The sequence below is a fragment of the Salegentibacter sp. 24 genome (assembly GCF_004362395.1).
In the GTDB taxonomy this organism is placed as follows: Bacteria; Bacteroidota; Bacteroidia; order Flavobacteriales; family Flavobacteriaceae; genus Salegentibacter.
Genome location: NZ_SNWE01000001.1, coordinates 106,866 through 125,386, shown reverse-complemented (window position 1 = coordinate 125,386; position 18,521 = coordinate 106,866). Strand labels below are relative to the sequence as shown.

The following is an 18,521-nucleotide window of genomic DNA, read 5'->3' as shown; positions in this document are numbered from 1 at the left end:
TCAATTGAAGAATAAAATAATCAAATTACTTAAAATTATACTCCCATTATTTTTGGGAGTTTTTTTAATCTGGTATTCTCTTGAAAGTGCCTCACCGCAGGAACGGGAGGAATTATGGCAAAATATTTTGAATGCAAATCCCTGGTTTTTGCTACTTTCCATTTTATTTGGTACACTTTCACATCTCTCCCGTGCCTATCGATGGAAGTTTTTGTTGGAGCCAATGGGATACAACCCAAAATTACCAAACAGTTTTATGGCTGTTATGGCTGGATACCTGGCAAACTTTGGGATTCCAAGATCAGGAGAAGTACTGCGGGCTGCAAGTCTTTCTTCTTATGAAAAAATCCCTTTTGAAAAAGCCTTTGGAACTATCATTTCTGAAAGAATTGCAGATGTAGTGGTGATGCTTAGCATAACAGCTTTTACCTTTTTTCTCCAAACCGAACACCTTTTGGCTTATTTTGAAGCCAACGACATTAATCCCGTAGTTAGCATAGGTATTCTTTTTGGATTAATTTTAATTGGGATTCTAATACTTCAGATAATAAAAAGATCGAAACTTCCATTTCTAATTCGCATCAAAAAAACGGCTAAAGGCCTTTTGGAAGGTATGCGTAGTATTTTGAGAATGAGACAAAAATGGGCCTTCATATTCCACACGCTTTTTATCTGGTTAATGTATATTCTTATGTTTTACGTAGTTGTATTTTCTATACCAGGTCTTGAACGTATTGAATTTTCCGTTATAATGGCAGCTTTTGTAGTAGGTTCTTTTGCGATTTCTGCCACTAATGGCGGAATTGGGGTATATCCCGTTGCCATTGGTGCTATTCTGGTGCTTTTTGGAATTTCTAAACAAAACGGCGAAGCTTTTGGCTGGATTACCTGGGGCACACAAACCTTATTAGTGTTGATTTTAGGAGGACTTTCCTTCCTCCTTCTTCCTATTTTCAACCGTCGGAAATAATCTATATCTTGTGTTGGTTAAACAAAACTCAACACCTATGATGAAAAAATTACTATTCTTTGTGCTGATGGCAGTACCTCTACTTAGCTCAGCACAAATTCTTTACGAAACGATTTCTTCCGAAAAACTCGGCCAAACAAGGGAAATCAAGATCCAATTACCCAGGAATTATGAAGAAAATACCGAAAAAACTTACCCGGTATTTTTAGTACTTGATGGCGATTACCTATTTGAGCCGATAGCGGGAAACGTAGATTATTATTCTTATTGGGAAGATACTCCTGAAATGATCGTAGTAGGCGTCAATCAAAGCTCAACCCGGATGGATGATGCTTATTATGAAGATCGAAATTTTCTTCCTGCCGATAAAGGTGCGGCCTTTTTTGAATTTCTCGGAATGGAGCTTCTGCAGCATCTAGATGACAAATACCGAACTTCAAATTTCCGGGTAATAGCAGGCCACGATTATACTGCAAATTTCATCAATTATTATTTGTTAAAAACCGATCCAATCTTTGATGGTTACATTAATTTAAGTCCAGACCTCGCACCATTAATGGCAGATAGAATCAGCAGCGCCCTGAGAAAATCTGAAACAAAAAAATGGTTATATCTGGCCACTGGCACCGAAGATATTCCCCAGCTAAAAAAGGGAATCGAAGATTTAAACTCCCAACTTTCTGCAATAGAAAATGATTTAGTAACCTATGCCTTCGACAACTTTGAAAACGCAACCCACTATACGCTGGTAGGCAAAGCAATACCATCGGCGTTACTAAGCATATTTAATGTTTACAGACCGATTAGCAAGAAGGATTACAATGAGCTTTTATTACAAACTTCAGTATCTTCTGTGGAATTCTTAACCGATAAATATGAAAGCATCAATGAGCTTTTCGGAATTCAGAAAAAAATTAGGCTTAATGATTTTATGGCAGTGTATAATGCGATTGAAAAAACAAGACGATGGGAAGATTATAAAGACCTGAGTAAACTTGCATACGATAATTTTCCAGGAACTATGCTGGGTACTTTTTTTGAAGCACGGTATGAAGAAGAAACCGGAGATCCAAAGAAAGCAATGCGTACCTATCAGAATGCCTATGGACAGGAAGAAATTGCATTTTTAAATGCAGATTTTATGCTGGCAAAAGCTGATGCAATTAAAAAAGATTTCGGTTATTAGCAGGAAATTTTAGAGCTAAATGCCCAAGGTTAAATCAACGTTTTACTGCCAGAATTGTGGTAGCCAATTTTCGAAATGGCAAGGCAAATGCAATGCCTGTGGCCAATGGAATACTATTGCTGAAGAAATTGTAGAAAAACCCAATCCAAAGGACTGGAAGTCACCTAGCGAGCGTGAGGCAAAACGTACTGCAAAACCATTAAAAATTGCCGAAATTGAAAATAGCCCCCAGAACCGATGGCATACTGGCAATAATGAGCTGGACCGGGTTCTGGGTGGCGGGCTTGTTCCTGGATCGCTCACCCTACTGGGCGGTGAACCGGGAATCGGAAAAAGTACGCTCTTGCTTCAGATTTCACTTCAGTTAACTTATAAAGTTTTATATGTTTCCGGAGAAGAAAGTCAGCAGCAAATAAAAATGCGCGCAGAACGAATCAATCCCCTGGCTGCCAATTGCTATATTCTTACAGAAACTAAAACTCAGAATATATTTAAACAAATTGAAGTTATCCAGCCCGAAGTAGTAATTATAGATTCTATTCAAACCTTGCATAGTGATTATATTGAAAGCGCTCCGGGGAGTATTTCACAAATTAGGGAATGTACTGCAGAACTTATAAAATTTGCAAAAGAAACAAACACTCCAGTTATTTTAATTGGCCATATTACTAAAGAAGGTAGTATAGCCGGACCCAAAGTACTGGAACATATGGTGGACACTGTATTACAGTTTGAAGGCGACAGAAACCATGTTTATCGGATTTTAAGAGCGCATAAAAACCGTTTTGGTTCCACTCACGAGCTGGGCATTTACGAAATGCAAGGCAGTGGCCTAAGGGAAGTTTCCAATCCTTCAGAAATTTTAATTTCCAAAAACGAAGAAGACCTTAGCGGAACTGCTATTTCAGCCACTTTAGAAGGGATGCGGCCGCTTATGATAGAGATTCAGGCCCTGGTAAGTACTGCAGTGTACGGAACTCCTCAGCGTTCTGCTACTGGATACAATGCGAAGAGACTGAATATGTTACTTGCAGTTTTAGAAAAACGAGCAGGTTTTAGGCTAGGTGCTAAGGATGTTTTCCTGAATATTACCGGGGGAATTAGCGTAGACGACCCCGCGATAGACCTTGCCGTGATTGCCGCAATATTATCTTCAAATGAAGATATTTTTATCGAAAAGAACATCTGTTTTGCCGCAGAAGTCGGACTCGCTGGAGAAATTAGACCCGTCACTCGGATAGAACAACGAATTATTGAAGCTGAAAAACTGGGTTTTGCCTCCATTCTGGTTTCCAAACAAAGTAAAATTCCCAAAAATAACTTTAGCATTAATATAATTAAAGTTGCTAAAATTGAAGATGTGGTAAGTTATTTATTCGGATAAACCTATGGAATTTCCTATTTTGACAGGAAAATCAGGGTGCCGGATTGGGATAAGTTTCGTGCACCTGATTAATGGCTTCCAATACTTCTTCAGAGATTTCTAAATCTATGCTTCCAATATTTTCTTGCAATTGCTTAATTGAAGTTGCACCTATAATATTACTGGTTACAAAGGGTCGGCTATTTACAAAGGCCAGGGACATTTGTGCGAAATTCAACTCATACTTTTTAGCGACCTCGCTATAAGCCAGGGTGGCTTTTACTGCCTGTTTTCCTGAATATCTTTTATATTGTGGAAATAAGCCTAATCTTGACTTTGACCGAATTCCTTCTAGATGCTTCCCGCTTAAAGTACCCATCCCTAATGGCGAATAAGGAAGTAATCCTACCTTCTCCCGATGAAGGATCTCGGTGAGTCCAATTTCATCCTTTCGGTTGAGTAAATTATATGGATTTTGAACAGTGATCATTTTTGGTAAATTGTACTTTCTGCCTTCTTCCAGAAAGCGCATCACTCCATACGGTGTTTCATTAGATAAACCTACCTGACGAATTTTTCCATCTATTACAAAACCATTTAAAGTTTCCAAAACTTCTTTAAAATTCTCCTTCCAGGCGTCGCCATTATCATGTTCATAACCTCTTTTTCCAAAGAAATTAGTATTTCTTTCAGGCCAGTGTAATTGATAAAGATCAATATAATCCGTTTGTAATCTTTTTAAACTTTTATGTAAAGCATCGGTAACAGCCTTCTTGGTAAAACCAAGATTCTCTCGAATATGATCCATGGAATTTCCTGGTCCCACAACTTTTGAAGCCAACACCACTTCCTGTCTTTTTCCTGACTTTTTAAACCAGGATCCAATAATTTCTTCGGTGCTTCCCTGAGTTTGTGGTTTCCCAGGAATGGAATACATTTCAGCAGTATCCAGGAAGTTCACTCCTTTATCAAGTGCAAATTCTATTTGCTCGTGACCCTCAGCTTCAGTGTTCTGTTCGCCCCAGGTCATCGTGCCAAGGCAAATCTTACTTACTTTTATATCGGTATTAGGGAGTTTGGTATATTCCATTAAATTTTATTTGGAAAATGTTCTATTCTTCATTTAATAATTTTGTCACCTCATCTAATTTTGGAGTTAAAATAACCTCAATTCTTCGGTTTTTCGCTCTTCCTTCTGCGGTTTCGTTGGTAGCAATAGGCGCGTACTCCCCACGACCGGCAGCAGTTAAATTTTGTGGATCTATATTATTGTTTTCTTTTAATATTTGCACAATAGAAGTTGCACGTTTGGTCGAAAGATCCCAGTTATCATTTAACGGACCGCTTCCCCCGTAGGGCACATTATCGGTGTGACCTTCAATCAGAACAGCTATATCGGGATTTTGCGCTAAAACCTGACCTAATTGCTGAACAGCCTTTCTTCCTTCTGCATTTACCGCCCAGCTTCCCGAGCTGAATAATAACTTATTTTCCATGGAGACATAAACCTTACCCTCACGTTGCTCGACGGTTAAACCTTTACCTTCAAAATTGGTTAAAGCTTTAGAAATCGCATCTTTTAAGGCATTCATTTTCGCATCTTTTGCAGCGATTAATCCTTCGAGCTCGTTTACTCTTCTGGAACGTGCATCAAGTTCACGTTGCAATTTATTTAGCCTGGCCTGTTCTGCTACCAAGGATTGTTCCTTTTTCTCGAGCTCTTCAAGCAACTGACGGTTTTGCCGGGAATTTTCGGCAATAGCAGCCGAACTATTTTCCTCTAAAGCATCGTAAGAATTCTTAAGTGCTGCATAGTTTTTTTGCGAACTTTCCAATTCATCTTTTAACCGATCTCTTTCTGCCTTGAGCTCAGCATATTGCTTTTTCAATGCTGAAAATTCTTTATCTAGATTTTTATATTTATCAAGTTCAGATTGTATATTTCTGCTTTCACGTTTTAAATCAGCGTGTCTACCTTCGAGTTCCTGATATTTTTTTGAAGAAACACAAGAATTTAGCATGAAAATTGCTAAAACAGCCAAAACAATTAATTTTCTCATAACTTTAAACTATTACATATTAAAAATCTGATTCCAATTCTACCAAAATAGGACAGTGGTCACTATGTTTGGCTTCGGGTAATATAACGGCGCGTTTTAGCTTTTCTTGCAAAGGCTCAGCTACCAAATTATAATCGATACGCCAACCTTTGTTATTGGCGCGTGCGTTGGCACGATAACTCCACCACGAATAATTATCTCCATCTTGATTAAAATGCCTGAATGAATCAATAAAACCGCTTTTCATAAAATTATCAATCCATTTACGCTCAATTGGCAAAAATCCAGAAACATTTTTTAGTCGAACAGGGTCGTGGATATCTATAGCCTGGTGGCAAATATTATAATCCCCGCAAATTATCAAATTGGGAAAATCCTGTTTTAATTGGTCTATATATTGCTGGAAATCATCCATAAACTGAAGCTTGTGATCCAGCCGGGCATTATTAGTTCCTGAAGGTAAATACAGACTTATGACTGAAAAATTTTCAAAATCAGCCCGAATCGTTCGTCCTTCATGATCCATATAATCTATACCTGTACCATATTCTATATGTAAAGGCTTGTGTTTACTTAGAATCGCGACGCCACTGTAGCCTTTCTTTTGAGCGGGATACCAATAATGATAAGGATAGCCGGCTTCCTTGAAATCATCTAGATTTAATTGATCGGGATTTGCTTTTATCTCCTGAAGACAAACCAAATCAGGATTTGCCTGTTGAACCCAATCTAAAAAACCTTTTCGTACGGCAGCCCTAATTCCATTTACGTTATAGGAAATGATTTTCATGAAAGTCAATTTTCCTCAAAAATAAGGCTAAATGGCAGATTTACAAGTTGAATTACTGAATTTTCAGCAGCTTTTTAGCCTGTTGAAAGTGTCTTTCCTCATGGGCGAGAATAATTTTAAAGGCAGCATCAATTTTATATACGATTTTAGGATTTGCAGGTGAAGAAATTATCGCATTTTGTTTTAATAGATCCTCTGAGTGTATAATTTTCTGCTTTAATTTCTCCTGATGCTCCATGAATCTAAAAACAACATTTTTTGACTTGCTATTTTCAGCAGGTTTCCAGATGGAGAAAGTTTTGGTCTTTCTACTTGTACTGGGCTGAACCGATTTTAAGATAGTCCTTCCAAAGAAATTCACCAAAAAACTGAAATTTGCTATAAATGGTTTTTTATGATCCTTAATTCTCAACTTATCAATCATCGGAAAATAAGATTGATTAATTAAAATAAGATGTTCTATATTTTGGGCAATACTCCAGGTTTCAGGATCTGGTTTCCAGTGAATTTCACGTTCACTGAGTTCTCCAAACTCCCTACTGAACTTTAAAGTTAGTTCATCTAGCCTATTGATGAAATCTTCCGTATACACCGATAAAAGTTATAAAATTAGATTAACTATTTTACAATAAATCGTTGAATTTTTCCTACTTCTCGCGTACCCACTCGCACCAAATAAACACCTCTTGCAGCATAAGACATATTTAATTCGTAAACATATCCGGTACCATTATTTTCTATCTGATTTTCTAATAATTTTTGACCTAACACATTATGAACTGTAATTCGTAAAGGTTCATCATAATCTGTTTCCATAACAATCCTAAACTGTTTATTTCCTTCGGAAAGCACAAGTAATTCAGCTTCGTTTAGAATAAAATCTTCTATATCCAGGGTAGAATCAGTAACATTAACTGAATAATCGTGGGTAGTACCGTATTCCATCACTTCACAGGGACTATCCAGATCTCCATCAAAATCTACATCTCCTGCCCTAATTCTTAACAAGTGCTGTCCTAAAGGTGCATCAAAGGGAAGACTAAAATCGTAAGAATACCATTCACGTGCCGTAGGGATGATTTCGGAGGTGATCAAACGCTCTTCGTCTTCAAATACTGCATCATCATCCAAGTCTATCCATAAAGAAAAACGTTCGGAATTCTCTTCGGTTAATTCCCCAAATAAAGATTGTACCGACACCGTGAACTGTCCTTCTGCACGATCTAAAACAGATTCTAAACCAATAAAATCAGCATAACCATTTCCACAAGGAATTCGTTCATTGAGAACGCCTTCCAATTCATAAAAGAAAATCCCATCCCCGTAACTACAATCAGACCCTTCTGGAATACAGTTTAAATTGGCAACGGACCTTACGCTTATATCATTATCTGGTTCAAAATCGTTCTCCAGGCGGGTCCCAGAACTAATCCTATAGGTCCCAGAAGGTGAAATATCGGCGCTTTCATCAAAAGTATAAACTTCAAGTCCGCCAACATCCAGAATACCATTAAAAACTTCCGTTACGGGCGTGTTATTGCCCACCTGGTAAAAAACAGGAATATCCTGTTGCGGTTCGCCTCCAAAATTTTCAATGCTTATAGTAACTTCTTCTGAGGTTCCCAAGCTCTCCCCGGTTTGGGGAGCATCAATAGAGGTTACCCCAACATCATTTGGAGGTAAATTTCGAACAGATGCAATTAAGGTATCATTTTCAAAATTTTGATCGTTTTCTAAATCTGTGCTGAAAAGGAATTCGTAGGTTTCCCCAACCTGGGAAAGATCGGCAGTTTGAGAAAAAGTATATTCAACGGTACTTGTTCCGGGAATGCTTTCTTCGAAAAATTCGGTAACTTCCCCACCCCCTGCTATAGTATAGCTTACTTCAAAATTAGATTGGGCATTTCGGCCGTAATTCCTTATTTTAATAGTGATTTCTTCATTTGAACTCAAACTCGAATCCTCTGGGCCAATTAAGGACACTACCCCAATATCGTTATCAAAATCTGGTGCTATTTTAAAAACGCCTACGTGATTTTTTCTAAGTTGACCCTCAAAGTATTCTCCATTATGCCAAAAGGTAAGCCCATCGGCTGCATCTACGCTTAAGTGGGCATAATCACCATACCTCGAATTAGGATTGGGACTTTCTCCTTCAACTATATTCTGTTCTTCTATAGTCATAATACCTAATTCATCATTTTGGTATCTTCCCGTATAACGTAGGGACGGGTAAACGGGATCTTGTGGATTATCATTTAGAACCGTATAACCAAGAGCAATATTTCCTTCCTTATCCATTCCAATACTTCCGCTAAACCGATCACTGTTATCCGGGGCATAGGTGCCTTCCTGGTAAACACTCCAAAGATCTCCTACATTTTGTTGCCGCAATTCATACCATCTGATGCCTGCATGTTCTGCCGCGCTTGGATCTACATCTACTACAAAATTCATTACCACGGAATTATAATCCGGGAAACGCCGATAGGTGGTCATATACATCATCGTGGCCTGTAGAGCATCGATTTCCGGATTGTCCTCCCCTGGTTGAGAAAGATTGGCAAAAGAACCTCCATCAAAAGTTGATATAAAGGGAGAAACACCCTCAGCGGAACCTAATTCCTGGGATTCTGAAATCGTAGAAACTAAAGGATCGCTCCAGTCTACATTAATGAGCCAAAGTTTTAAATGGTCTTCGCTTATTCCTGCCCAGGCATCATCCTGTAAATAAATTATCGGCGAATTTCCACGCGGAGGTAAGTTTTCTCCAATTCCTGAAAATCCTGCAGGGCTGTAAAACCCATTTGTTTCTATTCCGGGCAGGGGAAATGCCATTATTTGGGCAGTTTCTCCAAGAAGCATTTTATCTCTTTCTAAAGCATATACCACCTGGCTGGTAGCAGCAGTTCTGGAATTTTTATTGGTCGTGATATAATAGCCATCTCCCCAAACTGAAATCTTGGGATAATCAGGCAAAACTCCATTGGTTGTAAATCGATAAGTATACCATCCATCATTAACAGGATCGGGTCCCTGAGATACAGCGATTAAAAAGCTCTCCGGGGTATCACTAAATTGTGAAATTATCCATCGGTCTGCAAAATCATCATATAGAATTATGGGGTCTCCAAGGGTTTCATTGGTAAACTCACCACCAATACTAGCCAGGGATGTGGGTTCTATAATTCGGTTACCCAATTTATCAAAAATAGAAAATGCTGAATTCCAACCATTTACATAATGATTTGGCCCAGCAGCTCCCGTTGGATCTGTAGGGGTTGCCTGGGTAGAAACAGCTTCAAAAGTAAAATAAGGAGCCTTTACCTGGATTTCCCCCATTTTTTGCTGAAGCGCATCCGTTTTTGTCTTGGGCAATCCTTTTCCTGGTACAATTTTATTAATTCCACGATTTCTGGGATTGTATATCTTGAATTCCTTTAGGGGCGGAATTAGTTTTCTTTTAGCCATAGCAGAAGAAGGGAATGCTTTGGCAGAATCTATATATACCGGGCCGGAAGTCTCCCTCTCTTGCCCAAGAATTATAGAATGAAAACCAAAAATTAAAACTAAAAGGATTATTATTTTTTTCATTTTTATGCGACTTCTTCTTTTACAATCTAAAAATAATGATTCCATGCTTATCTAAAACAAAAGGAGCGATTAAGTTAATTAACCACTCCTTTATTAAAATAAATACTATTTCTAAAAATGCGAAGATTATTATTATTCAAAAAAATATGCAATCCAACCTATGACATACTTATGAATAAAAACAAAAAATAAATACTATTTTTTACTTTTTCATCCAAGCCTTAAAATCAACTTCCTGTTGAATGAGTTCTTTTAATTCTGTAATGGAAACACGTTTCTGCTCCATAGTATCCCGGTAACGCACAGTAACTTGTTTGTCCTCTAAAGAATCATGATCTACAGTGATACAAAGCGGGGTTCCTGCTGCATCTTGTCTGCGATATCTTCGCCCAATAGCATCTTTTTCATCATATTGCACCCTGAAATCCCATTTCAGTTCTTCTATAATTTCCTGAGCAAGTTCTGGTAACCCATCTTTTTTAACTAAAGGAAGCACTGCAGCTTTGGTGGGAGCAAGGACTGCGGGTAATTTCAAGACCGTTCTAGTGGTCCCGCCTTCAAGTTCCTCTTCTTTTAATGAAGCTGAAAAAACGGCTAAAAACATTCGGTCTAAACCAATAGAAGTTTCAATTACATAAGGAACGTAATTCTCCTTTAGCTCGGGATCATAAAAACGCAATTTCTTTCCCGAATGTTCTTCGTGTGCCTTCAGGTCAAAATCTGTTCTAGAGTGGATTCCTTCGAGTTCTTTAAAACCAAAGGGGAAATTAAACTCAATATCGGTAGCGGCATTGGCATAATGCGCCATTTTTTCATGGTCATGGAAACGATAATTTTCTTCACCTAAGCCTAGGGAAGTGTGCCATTTCTGACGCGTTTCTTTCCAGTGCTCAAACCATTTTAATTCTTCACCAGGACGTACAAAAAATTGCATCTCCATCTGTTCGAATTCTCGCTGGCGAAATATAAATTGTCTGGCTACTATTTCATTTCTGAAAGCTTTTCCTATCTGAGCAATTCCAAAAGGAATTTTCATCCTTCCAGTTTTTTGTACGTTAGAAAAATTTACAAAAATTCCCTGGGCGGTTTCAGGCCGTAAATACAAATCAGTAGCAGAATCAGCTGAAGCTCCTAATTTGGTTCCAAACATCAAATTGAACTGTTTAACATCAGTCCAGTTTCTAGAACCTGTTTCGGGACAAGCGATTTCCAGCTCTTCAATTAACGCCTTCACATCAGCTAAATTCTCATCAGTAAGTGATTTCGCAAGTCGCTCTAGAATTTTCTTTTCTTCTTTTTTATAGCGAATAACCCGGGGATTGGTAGTTATAAACTCTTCTTCGTCAAATTTCTCACCAAAACGCTTCCTTGCTTTTGCGATTTCTTTCTGAGCTTTTTGATTTATCTTTTCTGCAAAATCTTCAACCAAGACATCCGCACGATACCGCTTTTTAGAATCTTTATTATCAATTAATGGATCGTTAAAGGCGTCCACGTGTCCAGAGGCCTTCCAGGTAGTTGGATGCATTAAAATTGCCGCATCCAATCCTACTATATTCTGGTGCAACTGCACCATACTTTTCCACCAGTATTCCTTGATATTCCTCTTTAATTCCGCTCCGTTTTGCCCATAATCGTAAACAGCACTAAGGCCGTCGTATATTTCACTTGATGCAAAAATATACCCATACTCTTTCGCATGGGATATTACATTTTTAAAAAAGTCTTCTTGTTTTGCCATAGCACAAAAATAAAAAAACCGCCCTGATATATAGCAGGGCGGCCTTTGATTTTTAGGTTTTTAATTATTTTAGGTTAAAAGAGGCTGTTCCCAGTAAAGTTGCATTTGCATAAACATATACTTTATAGGTACCCTCCAATAATTTATCTTCATTTGTATTGGCCAGCAAACAAACATCTAGCTCATTATTCTCATAATATACTTTTGAAGCTGCGCTATACACCATAGGACCGCCCTCGTGCTCTACCACAATTTGATCGCCTACCAGTTCATTCTCCGGATTATAGACCTGCACATACATATCCCTTTCTCCGGGACCAGCAAGATCGTTGGCAGTTATGGTAAAGCAAGTCCGTACCTGATCTATCCTTCCGGTTCGATCGTTTTCTACCAATTTCCCACTATTTCTAACAATAACACCTTCTCCACGAAGGTTTGTTATTTTAAGCTGTGCTGCAAGGTCTACCTTATTGGAAAGGTCCTGGTTGGTATCTTGTAAGGAATCCGATAAACGGGTTTTTTCTTGTAAAATTACATTTGTACTATCTAAAGTTTGAGACATCATCTGGTTTTGACGATTCAAGCTATCTACCACTCTAAACAATCGTTCCTTTTCAGCTTTAAGATTGCCAATTTCTCTTCTATACCGCGAAATTAGCAAAAGATTAGCCTCATTATCTTCTACAGAATCGAGTAAGCGCTCTATTCTATCTCGTGCATCCACAAGATTTTGATCCATAATCTGATTCTCTGCGATCGCCTCGTCGTATTTAATAATCAAATCATTAAGTTCATCTTCAATAACCTCTTTTTCTTTAGTCAGGATAGCTCTATTTTCCTTTTCCTCATTGTAAAATTTAATTGTATAAATACCTAAGGCCAATAAGGCCACAGCTAAAACTCCGGTCAATATTTTAAGCGCAGTGTTATTTTTCTTTTCGGTCATCATATTAAAAGAATTTTGTTTGTAAATTTAGGAGATTTTTAAGTTAAAATACGAGGACTTAACAAATGTTTCACGGTTTAGCCTTTTATTCTATCCAAAAATGCACAGTTGCTGGAACAATGCTTTAATAAAGGGTAAACAAGTAATTAAAGCTGCTGTCTCCAGGAATTATCAATCTCCGGTTTTATTCTGATAACGAGAATGCCAGGGGAAAAGTATGGAGACATGCTTCGCTACGAATCACAAGCTTGTTTTATATAATAAAATTTGGTCCGACCCCTTTCCTCGAGCAATAAATGATCAACTTTTTAAAATGCCAAATTTACTATCACTAACATTCATTTCCAGGCCGATTGTATTATAAAATCTAAAATAATTGTTTCTTTGTTATAAGATTTCATTTTTAAAATATGCTAAAAAGAATCCCAGGAGTTTTACTTGTTGCCGTTTTAGTCCTGCTTTGCGTGCAATGCGCCAAAAAGGGTATGCCGGAAGGTGGTCCTGAAGACGAAGAGCCACCAACATTTTTAAGAGCAAATCCTGAAAACTACAACACTAATTTCACTGCAGAGGAAATAAGGATATTCTTTGACGAGTATATTAAACTAGAGGACGCTCGACAGCAAATTGTGATTTCACCGCCCATAGAACCCCGCCCCAGTATAATACCTATGGGAACAGCCCGAAAAGATATTCGTATTCAAAATTTGGATTCCCTTCAAAAAAATACCACCTATACTATCAATTTTGGAAAAAGTATTGTAGATAATAACGAAGGCAATCCACTACCTTATTTTAAATATGTATTTTCTACTGGAGATTATTTAGATTCCTTGGAAATTTCCGGAACTATTAAAGATGCTTACCTAAAAGCTCCTTCAGAATTTATCTCTATTTTTTTATACGAAGTGGACTCTACTTTTTCAGATTCCCTAGTTTTTAAAGAAACTCCGCGTTATATAACATATACTTTAGATAGTACGGTGAATTTTGAAATGGAAAATCTCAAAGAAGGTACTTATCAAATTCTTGCCGTTGAAGATAAAAACGATAATTACAATTTTGACCCTAAGTCTGAAAAAATAGGTTTTATAAAAGATTACATTACCCTCCCGACAGATTCTACCTATAAAATCACCATTTTTAAGGAAAAACTACCATTTGAAGCACAAAGGCCTAAATTGCTCAAAGGAAATCAAATTCTTTTTGGATATGAAGGTAGCAAAGGAATTGATAGCGTAGAAATCAACCTGTTAACTCCAAAGCCTGAAGGTTTCCAGTCCAGAATTGTAAAGGACGCCAAAACTGACACCTTGTATTACTGGTATAATATTAGACCCGAAAATGACAGCCTTTCTTTTGAAGTTCTAAGTCCTTCAGGGCGAGACACGCTTTTTACGAAGATTGGTGAAGAACCCCGTGATTCGCTTAATGTAACCACAGAACCTTCCGGAGGAATTGAGTTCGAACAGAATTTTAAATTTAAAGCCAATACACCGATCACGGATATTAACTCCGAATTAATAAGTATTCGCGATAAAGATTCTGTTTTAATTCCTTTTAATGCTGAAATGCGACCCCTGGAAAATGAAATTATTATTTCTTTTGAAAAATCGGAAAGCACTGATTATTTGGTTACTGCATTGCCCGGAGCAATTACCGATCTTTTTAAAACAACCAATGATACTATTCAACAAAGTTTAAATACCAAATCTTATGCAGATTATGGAAGTATAATTTTAAACCTTCAAAATGTTGATCGGTATCCCATACTTGTGCAACTCACAAATGAAAAAGGAGAGGTAATGGCCGAAAAATATTCTAACGGAGACAGCAATTTTCATTTCAGGTTTCTTAACCCTGCAGAATATCTTATTAGAGTGATTTTTGATGAAAATGAAAATCAGAAATGGGATACCGGGGATTATTTAAAAAGAATTCAGCCGGAGGAAATACAATATTATCAAGATACAATAAATGTAAGGTCTAACTGGGATATGCCTGAAACCTTTATTTTAGAATAAACTCATCCCGATCTTGAAGAAATTTTAAATGACTGCGAGTTTCTTCTAAATGCGTTTTGTCTAATTTAACTTCCTTGACAAAAGGTTCTTCGATATCAAGGTCACTTATATTCTGACCCAAACAATCGTAAGCTGCGGTATGTCCGTTGTATTGATAACCATCGCCGTCATTTCCGGTACGATTTACACCAATACAATAACTCATATTCTCAATTGCCCGAGCCTTTAAAAGGGTATCCCACGCAAAAACTCTTTTGCTTGGCCAGTTGGCAACATAAATTAATAGATCATAATCTTTATCATTCCTGGAAAATACCGGGAAACGTAAATCATAACAAACCAGAGGACAAATTTTCCATCCTTTATAATGCACTATAAGACGTTCTTTTCCAGCCGTGTAAGTTTGATCTTCTTTGGCTAAAGTAAAAGTGTGACGTTTATCATAAATATCATAACTTCCATCAGGGAAAACAAAAAAAAGCCGGTTATAAAAATTCCCATCATCAGTAATAATGACACTTCCGGTCACCGCGGATTCTTTTAATTTCGCCATTTCACGCATCCACTGCAAGGTCAAACCATCGGTTTTTTCAGCCAATTTTCTCGCATTCATACTAAAACCAGTGGTAAACATTTCCGGAAGAATAATGAGATCTGTATCTTCCGATAGTGCCTTAATTTCTTTTGAAAACAAACTTCGATTTGCCTGGGGATCCTCCCATTTCAAATTTGGCTGGATCAGGACAGTATTTAATTTTTGTGCCATACCCAAAATTAGCAAATTTTAATTTTATGCTGCTAAATCCTTGTTAAACAATTGTGGATAAATCTTATAATGGATAGCTTTAAACTGTAAAATTGTTTTATGAAGGTACAAACTTTGCTTAAAAAAGATTCATTTTCCTCAGCAGCCGGTCGTGGACTTGTTGCCGGAATAATTGGTGGACTTGCCGGTACCGCCGTAAAAAGTCTAGTAGAACACTTTTTACCAGTTCGGCAAATTGAACAACGCTCAGCCCAAATTAAAATCGTAGACGATCTTTCTACCAAAATTATAGGTTCTCCTATTAGCATTCAAAATGAAGAATTAGCTGAGCAATTAGTGAATTTCCCAATAGGAGCTAGTGTTGGTGCTGCATACGGGTATGGAAAAAGAGATGATGACCTATTGAAATTGAAAGACGGAATTATTCTTGGAAGTTCTACCTGGATCACTACCCACGAAACCTCCTTTCCACTTATGGGACTGGAACCTAAACCTACTGAAATCCCTATTAGGATGCAAATGAATGAGCTTTTAGCTCATGTTCTTTTTGGAATTACCACCGAAGTGGTTCGTAGCACCATTCTTAAAAGATTAAACGAAAGAAATTAATTTTCCAACTTCTTCAACATTTTTCTAATCCTATCTTCCAATTTTTCTGAAGACAGTTTTTCCCGAAGCCTATCAGTAATAATAGGAAATGAAAAAGGCGTAGGATTTTCACAATTTTTCCAAACTATTTTTTGACTCTGTATGCGCTCTAAAGCCTGTCGAAGTCGACCTTCTTCTAATTGATGCTCAAAGGTTTCCCTAAAAGCTTGTAAGTACAATAAATTGTCTTCTTCATAATCTTTAAAAACGCTGAACAGTAACTGCGAACTACTTTGCAGGTGTTTACTTTTAATTTGTTGAGTTGGATAACCGGTAAAAACCATCCCGGCAATTACAGCAATATCTCTAAATTTACGCCGGGCCATCTCAGTAGCGTTTAAACTTTTGTATAGATCGTCCATTAAATATGTTGTAGAAAACAAATTATTATCCAACACTTGCTGTAGATCCATCTTCTGATCAGAGAGTAATTCAAAACCATAATCGTTAAAAGCAATGCTGAAAGATATTGGTGAGAGTAGGCTAATGCGGTAAGCCAGTAAACTTCCCAAAGCCTCGTGTACAAAACGACCTTCAAAAGGATAAAAAATAGCATGATGTCCATCACGGGTTTTAAAAGTTTCAATTAAGAACTCATCCTGATTCGGAATAATAGATTCTTTTTTTTGCCTTTCCAGAATGGGACGCAAAGCTTTTAATTCTAATGAATTTACGGTTTTAGTGGAAGCAATAGAATTAGCAGCTGTATACATTTCTTCTCGAAGCAGTTTGCTCATTTGCGCTGAAAAAGACATTCTACCTCCCATCCAACTGGGTATTTTGGAAGTTTTTCTCTTAGATTTTCGTACTAGAACTTGCATACTCTGGATCCTAACCAATTCTAGATTTCTCCCAGCAAAAGTAAACACATCGCCTATGGTCAGTTTGGAGATAAACCATTCTTCAATAGTACCGATATATCCGCCTTTCAGATATTTTACACTTAGAACGGCATCGCTCACAATCGTACCAATTTGTAGTCTGTGACGCATTGCAATTCCACGGCTATTCACTTTGAACCGCCCATCCTCTTCAATTTCAATTTTCTTATATTCATCATAAGCCTGCAAACTTTGGCTGCCTTTAGTAATAAAATTCAAAATCCACAACCACTGGTCTGCCGTCATTGCATTAAAGCAAAAAGTAGATTTAATTTCAGGCCAGATTTTCTTCGGGAAAAATCCATTACCAACAGCAAGGGTGGTAAGGTATTGTACCAGAACGTCGAAACTCAACAAATATGGAATACGGTCTTCAACTGCTGTTTTTTTAACCGCTTTTTTTAAAGCAGAAGCTTCAATAAGTTCTATAGCGTGGGTCGGCAGAAAATGAATAACACTTTCTTTTCCGGGTCGGTGTCCACTTCTCCCAGCCCTTTGTAAAAAACGTGCCACACCTTTTGGTCCCCCAATCTGTATAATAGTTTCCACAGGGGCAAAATCTACACCCAGATCAAGGCTAGACGTACATACAACAGCTTTTAAAGTTTCATTTCTAATGGCCTGTTCCACCCATAACCGAGTTTCTTTGTTGATACTCCCGTGGTGCATTGCTACTTCTCCTGCCAACTCAGGGTACTTTATCATAAGTTTTTGAAACCACATTTCGCACTGAGAACGGGTATTGGTAAATAATAAAGTGGTTTTCGAGCTTTTAATAATTGGCACAACCTCATCTATCAAATGCAAACCCAAATGTCCGCGCCATGGAAACTTATCCATTTTCTGGGGAATAATGGATTTCACGCTAATTTTTTTTTTCAAATTAGCCTTAATCAAAATCGAGTTTCGAAAAGCTTCCGAATCAGGACCTAATAAAACTTCCCGTGCCTGTTCTAAATTCCCTATTGTTGCAGAAATTCCCCAAATTCTTAAATCTTCCGAAACCGATTTTAAGCGGGATAGCGCCAATTCCATTTGAACGCCACGCTTTGTTCCCAAAAGTTCGTGCCATTCATCAACCACTACAGCATCTAGATGCTCAAAGGTTTTTGGATAATCTTTAGATGAAAGCAATAATTGCAAACTTTCAGGTGTGGTAATCAGCAAATCGGGCATGGACTTTTTCTGTGTAGCACGGATTTTCTGCGGCGTATCGCCGGTTCGGATCCCTACTGTTAAACCGCTTTCAATTTCATTGGAAAAACGTTCTGTCGCCTGTTGAATTTCAACTGAAAGTGCCCGTAGAGGCGTAATCCAAATAGCTTTTAAGCCTGCTTTGTGGGTAGTTTTATAACTGGGATTTTTCTTTATATAATTCAAAACAATTGGAACCCAAAGAGCATAGGTTTTTCCGCTTCCAGTTGGCGCGTTGAGAAGACCGCTCTTTCCTTGTAAAAAAGCTGTCCAGGTTTGTCTTTGAAAAGCGAAAGACTTCCAATTTTGTTTTAAAAACCAGTTCTCCGGGATTTGAGTAAGTTGTTTTTTATTCATG

At 37.6% G+C, this 18,521-nt stretch carries 14 protein-coding genes; 5 read left to right on the top strand and 9 right to left on the bottom strand.

From position 1 onward, the window contains the following. The first annotated feature begins 4 nt into the window (after positions 1 to 4). The 3 genes from DET49_RS00530 to radA are packed head-to-tail and all read left to right on the top strand — an operon-like array spanning position 5 to position 3,540. On the top strand, positions 5 to 970 hold the full coding sequence (locus DET49_RS00530; RefSeq protein WP_133546194.1) for a YbhN family protein: 966 nt from the start codon (positions 5 to 7) through the stop codon (positions 968 to 970). A 37-nt stretch (positions 971 to 1,007) separates the two neighbouring features. Further along, on the top strand, positions 1,008 to 2,156 hold the full coding sequence (locus DET49_RS00525; protein ID WP_133546193.1) for an alpha/beta hydrolase: 1,149 nt from the start codon (positions 1,008 to 1,010) through the stop codon (positions 2,154 to 2,156). Positions 2,157 to 2,175: 19 nt separating this feature from the next. Next, positions 2,176 to 3,540 (top strand): DNA repair protein RadA, encoded by a 1,365-nt coding sequence (radA, locus tag DET49_RS00520; protein ID WP_133546192.1) that lies wholly within the window; start codon positions 2,176 to 2,178, stop codon positions 3,538 to 3,540. A gap of 31 nt (positions 3,541 to 3,571) precedes the next feature. Here the strand turns inward: radA and DET49_RS00515 are convergent, their stop codons facing one another. From DET49_RS00515 to DET49_RS00485, 7 genes are all read right to left on the bottom strand, one after another. Further along, positions 3,572 to 4,609, bottom strand: a complete 1,038-nt coding sequence (locus tag DET49_RS00515; protein ID WP_133546191.1) for an NADP(H)-dependent aldo-keto reductase — start codon at positions 4,607 to 4,609, stop codon at positions 3,572 to 3,574. 22 nt (positions 4,610 to 4,631) lie between these two features. Beyond that, positions 4,632 to 5,579 (bottom strand): OmpA family protein, encoded by a 948-nt coding sequence (locus tag DET49_RS00510; RefSeq protein WP_133546190.1) that lies wholly within the window; start codon positions 5,577 to 5,579, stop codon positions 4,632 to 4,634. A gap of 19 nt (positions 5,580 to 5,598) precedes the next feature. Beyond that, positions 5,599 to 6,369: an exodeoxyribonuclease III gene (locus tag DET49_RS00505; RefSeq protein ID WP_133546189.1), complete on the bottom strand. Its 771-nt coding sequence runs from the start codon at positions 6,367 to 6,369 to the stop codon at positions 5,599 to 5,601. Between the two features lie 52 nt (positions 6,370 to 6,421). After that, the gene (locus DET49_RS00500; protein ID WP_133546188.1) at positions 6,422 to 6,961 is read right to left on the bottom strand and encodes a DinB family protein; all 540 of its coding nucleotides are present in this window, start codon (positions 6,959 to 6,961) and stop codon (positions 6,422 to 6,424) included. A 26-nt stretch (positions 6,962 to 6,987) separates the two neighbouring features. After that, the gene (locus tag DET49_RS00495) at positions 6,988 to 9,963 is read right to left on the bottom strand and encodes a T9SS type A sorting domain-containing protein (RefSeq protein ID WP_133546187.1); all 2,976 of its coding nucleotides are present in this window, start codon (positions 9,961 to 9,963) and stop codon (positions 6,988 to 6,990) included. Positions 9,964 to 10,165: 202 nt separating this feature from the next. Continuing rightward, positions 10,166 to 11,704, bottom strand: coding sequence for a glycine--tRNA ligase (locus tag DET49_RS00490; protein ID WP_133546186.1), 1,539 nt, complete (start codon positions 11,702 to 11,704; stop codon positions 10,166 to 10,168). Positions 11,705 to 11,768: 64 nt separating this feature from the next. Then, on the bottom strand, positions 11,769 to 12,653 hold the full coding sequence (locus DET49_RS00485) for a hypothetical protein (protein ID WP_133546185.1): 885 nt from the start codon (positions 12,651 to 12,653) through the stop codon (positions 11,769 to 11,771). A 407-nt stretch (positions 12,654 to 13,060) separates the two neighbouring features. On the opposite strand from DET49_RS00485, the gene DET49_RS00480 reads away from it, so the two are divergent. Continuing rightward, entirely contained in the window at positions 13,061 to 14,674 is a 1,614-nt protein-coding gene (locus tag DET49_RS00480) for an Ig-like domain-containing protein (RefSeq protein WP_133546184.1), read from the top strand. Here the strand turns inward: DET49_RS00480 and DET49_RS00475 are convergent. Continuing rightward, complete coding sequence (locus DET49_RS00475) at positions 14,661 to 15,440, bottom strand: amidohydrolase (RefSeq protein ID WP_133546183.1); 780 nt, start codon at positions 15,438 to 15,440, stop codon at positions 14,661 to 14,663. The genes DET49_RS00480 and DET49_RS00475 overlap by 14 nt on opposite strands. Positions 15,441 to 15,539: 99 nt before the next feature. Between DET49_RS00475 and DET49_RS00470 the strand changes: the two genes are divergently transcribed. After that, the gene (locus tag DET49_RS00470) at positions 15,540 to 16,049 is read left to right on the top strand and encodes a DUF1440 domain-containing protein (protein ID WP_133546182.1); all 510 of its coding nucleotides are present in this window, start codon (positions 15,540 to 15,542) and stop codon (positions 16,047 to 16,049) included. Here the strand turns inward: DET49_RS00470 and DET49_RS00465 are convergent. Next, positions 16,046 to 18,520 (bottom strand): ligase-associated DNA damage response DEXH box helicase, encoded by a 2,475-nt coding sequence (locus tag DET49_RS00465; RefSeq protein ID WP_133546181.1) that lies wholly within the window; start codon positions 18,518 to 18,520, stop codon positions 16,046 to 16,048. The two genes, DET49_RS00470 and DET49_RS00465, sit on opposite strands and share 4 nt — an antisense overlap. Position 18,521: the final 1 nt, after the last annotated feature.

Coding starts and splice junctions, on each gene's coding strand:
- DET49_RS00525 (WP_133546193.1), top strand. CDS start 1,008: ATGATGAAAAAATTACTATTCTTTGTGCTGATGGCAGTACCTCTACTT.
- radA (WP_133546192.1), top strand. CDS start 2,176: ATGCCCAAGGTTAAATCAACGTTTTACTGCCAGAATTGTGGTAGCCAA.
- DET49_RS00515 (WP_133546191.1), bottom strand. CDS start 4,609: ATGGAATATACCAAACTCCCTAATACCGATATAAAAGTAAGTAAGATT.
- DET49_RS00510 (WP_133546190.1), bottom strand. CDS start 5,579: ATGAGAAAATTAATTGTTTTGGCTGTTTTAGCAATTTTCATGCTAAAT.
- DET49_RS00505 (WP_133546189.1), bottom strand. CDS start 6,369: ATGAAAATCATTTCCTATAACGTAAATGGAATTAGGGCTGCCGTACGA.
- DET49_RS00495 (WP_133546187.1), bottom strand. CDS start 9,963: ATGAAAAAAATAATAATCCTTTTAGTTTTAATTTTTGGTTTTCATTCT.
- DET49_RS00490 (WP_133546186.1), bottom strand. CDS start 11,704: ATGGCAAAACAAGAAGACTTTTTTAAAAATGTAATATCCCATGCGAAA.
- DET49_RS00485 (WP_133546185.1), bottom strand. CDS start 12,653: ATGATGACCGAAAAGAAAAATAACACTGCGCTTAAAATATTGACCGGA.
- DET49_RS00480 (WP_133546184.1), top strand. CDS start 13,061: ATGCTAAAAAGAATCCCAGGAGTTTTACTTGTTGCCGTTTTAGTCCTG.
- DET49_RS00475 (WP_133546183.1), bottom strand. CDS start 15,440: ATGGCACAAAAATTAAATACTGTCCTGATCCAGCCAAATTTGAAATGG.
- DET49_RS00470 (WP_133546182.1), top strand. CDS start 15,540: ATGAAGGTACAAACTTTGCTTAAAAAAGATTCATTTTCCTCAGCAGCC.
- DET49_RS00465 (WP_133546181.1), bottom strand. CDS start 18,520: ATGAATAAAAAACAACTTACTCAAATCCCGGAGAACTGGTTTTTAAAA.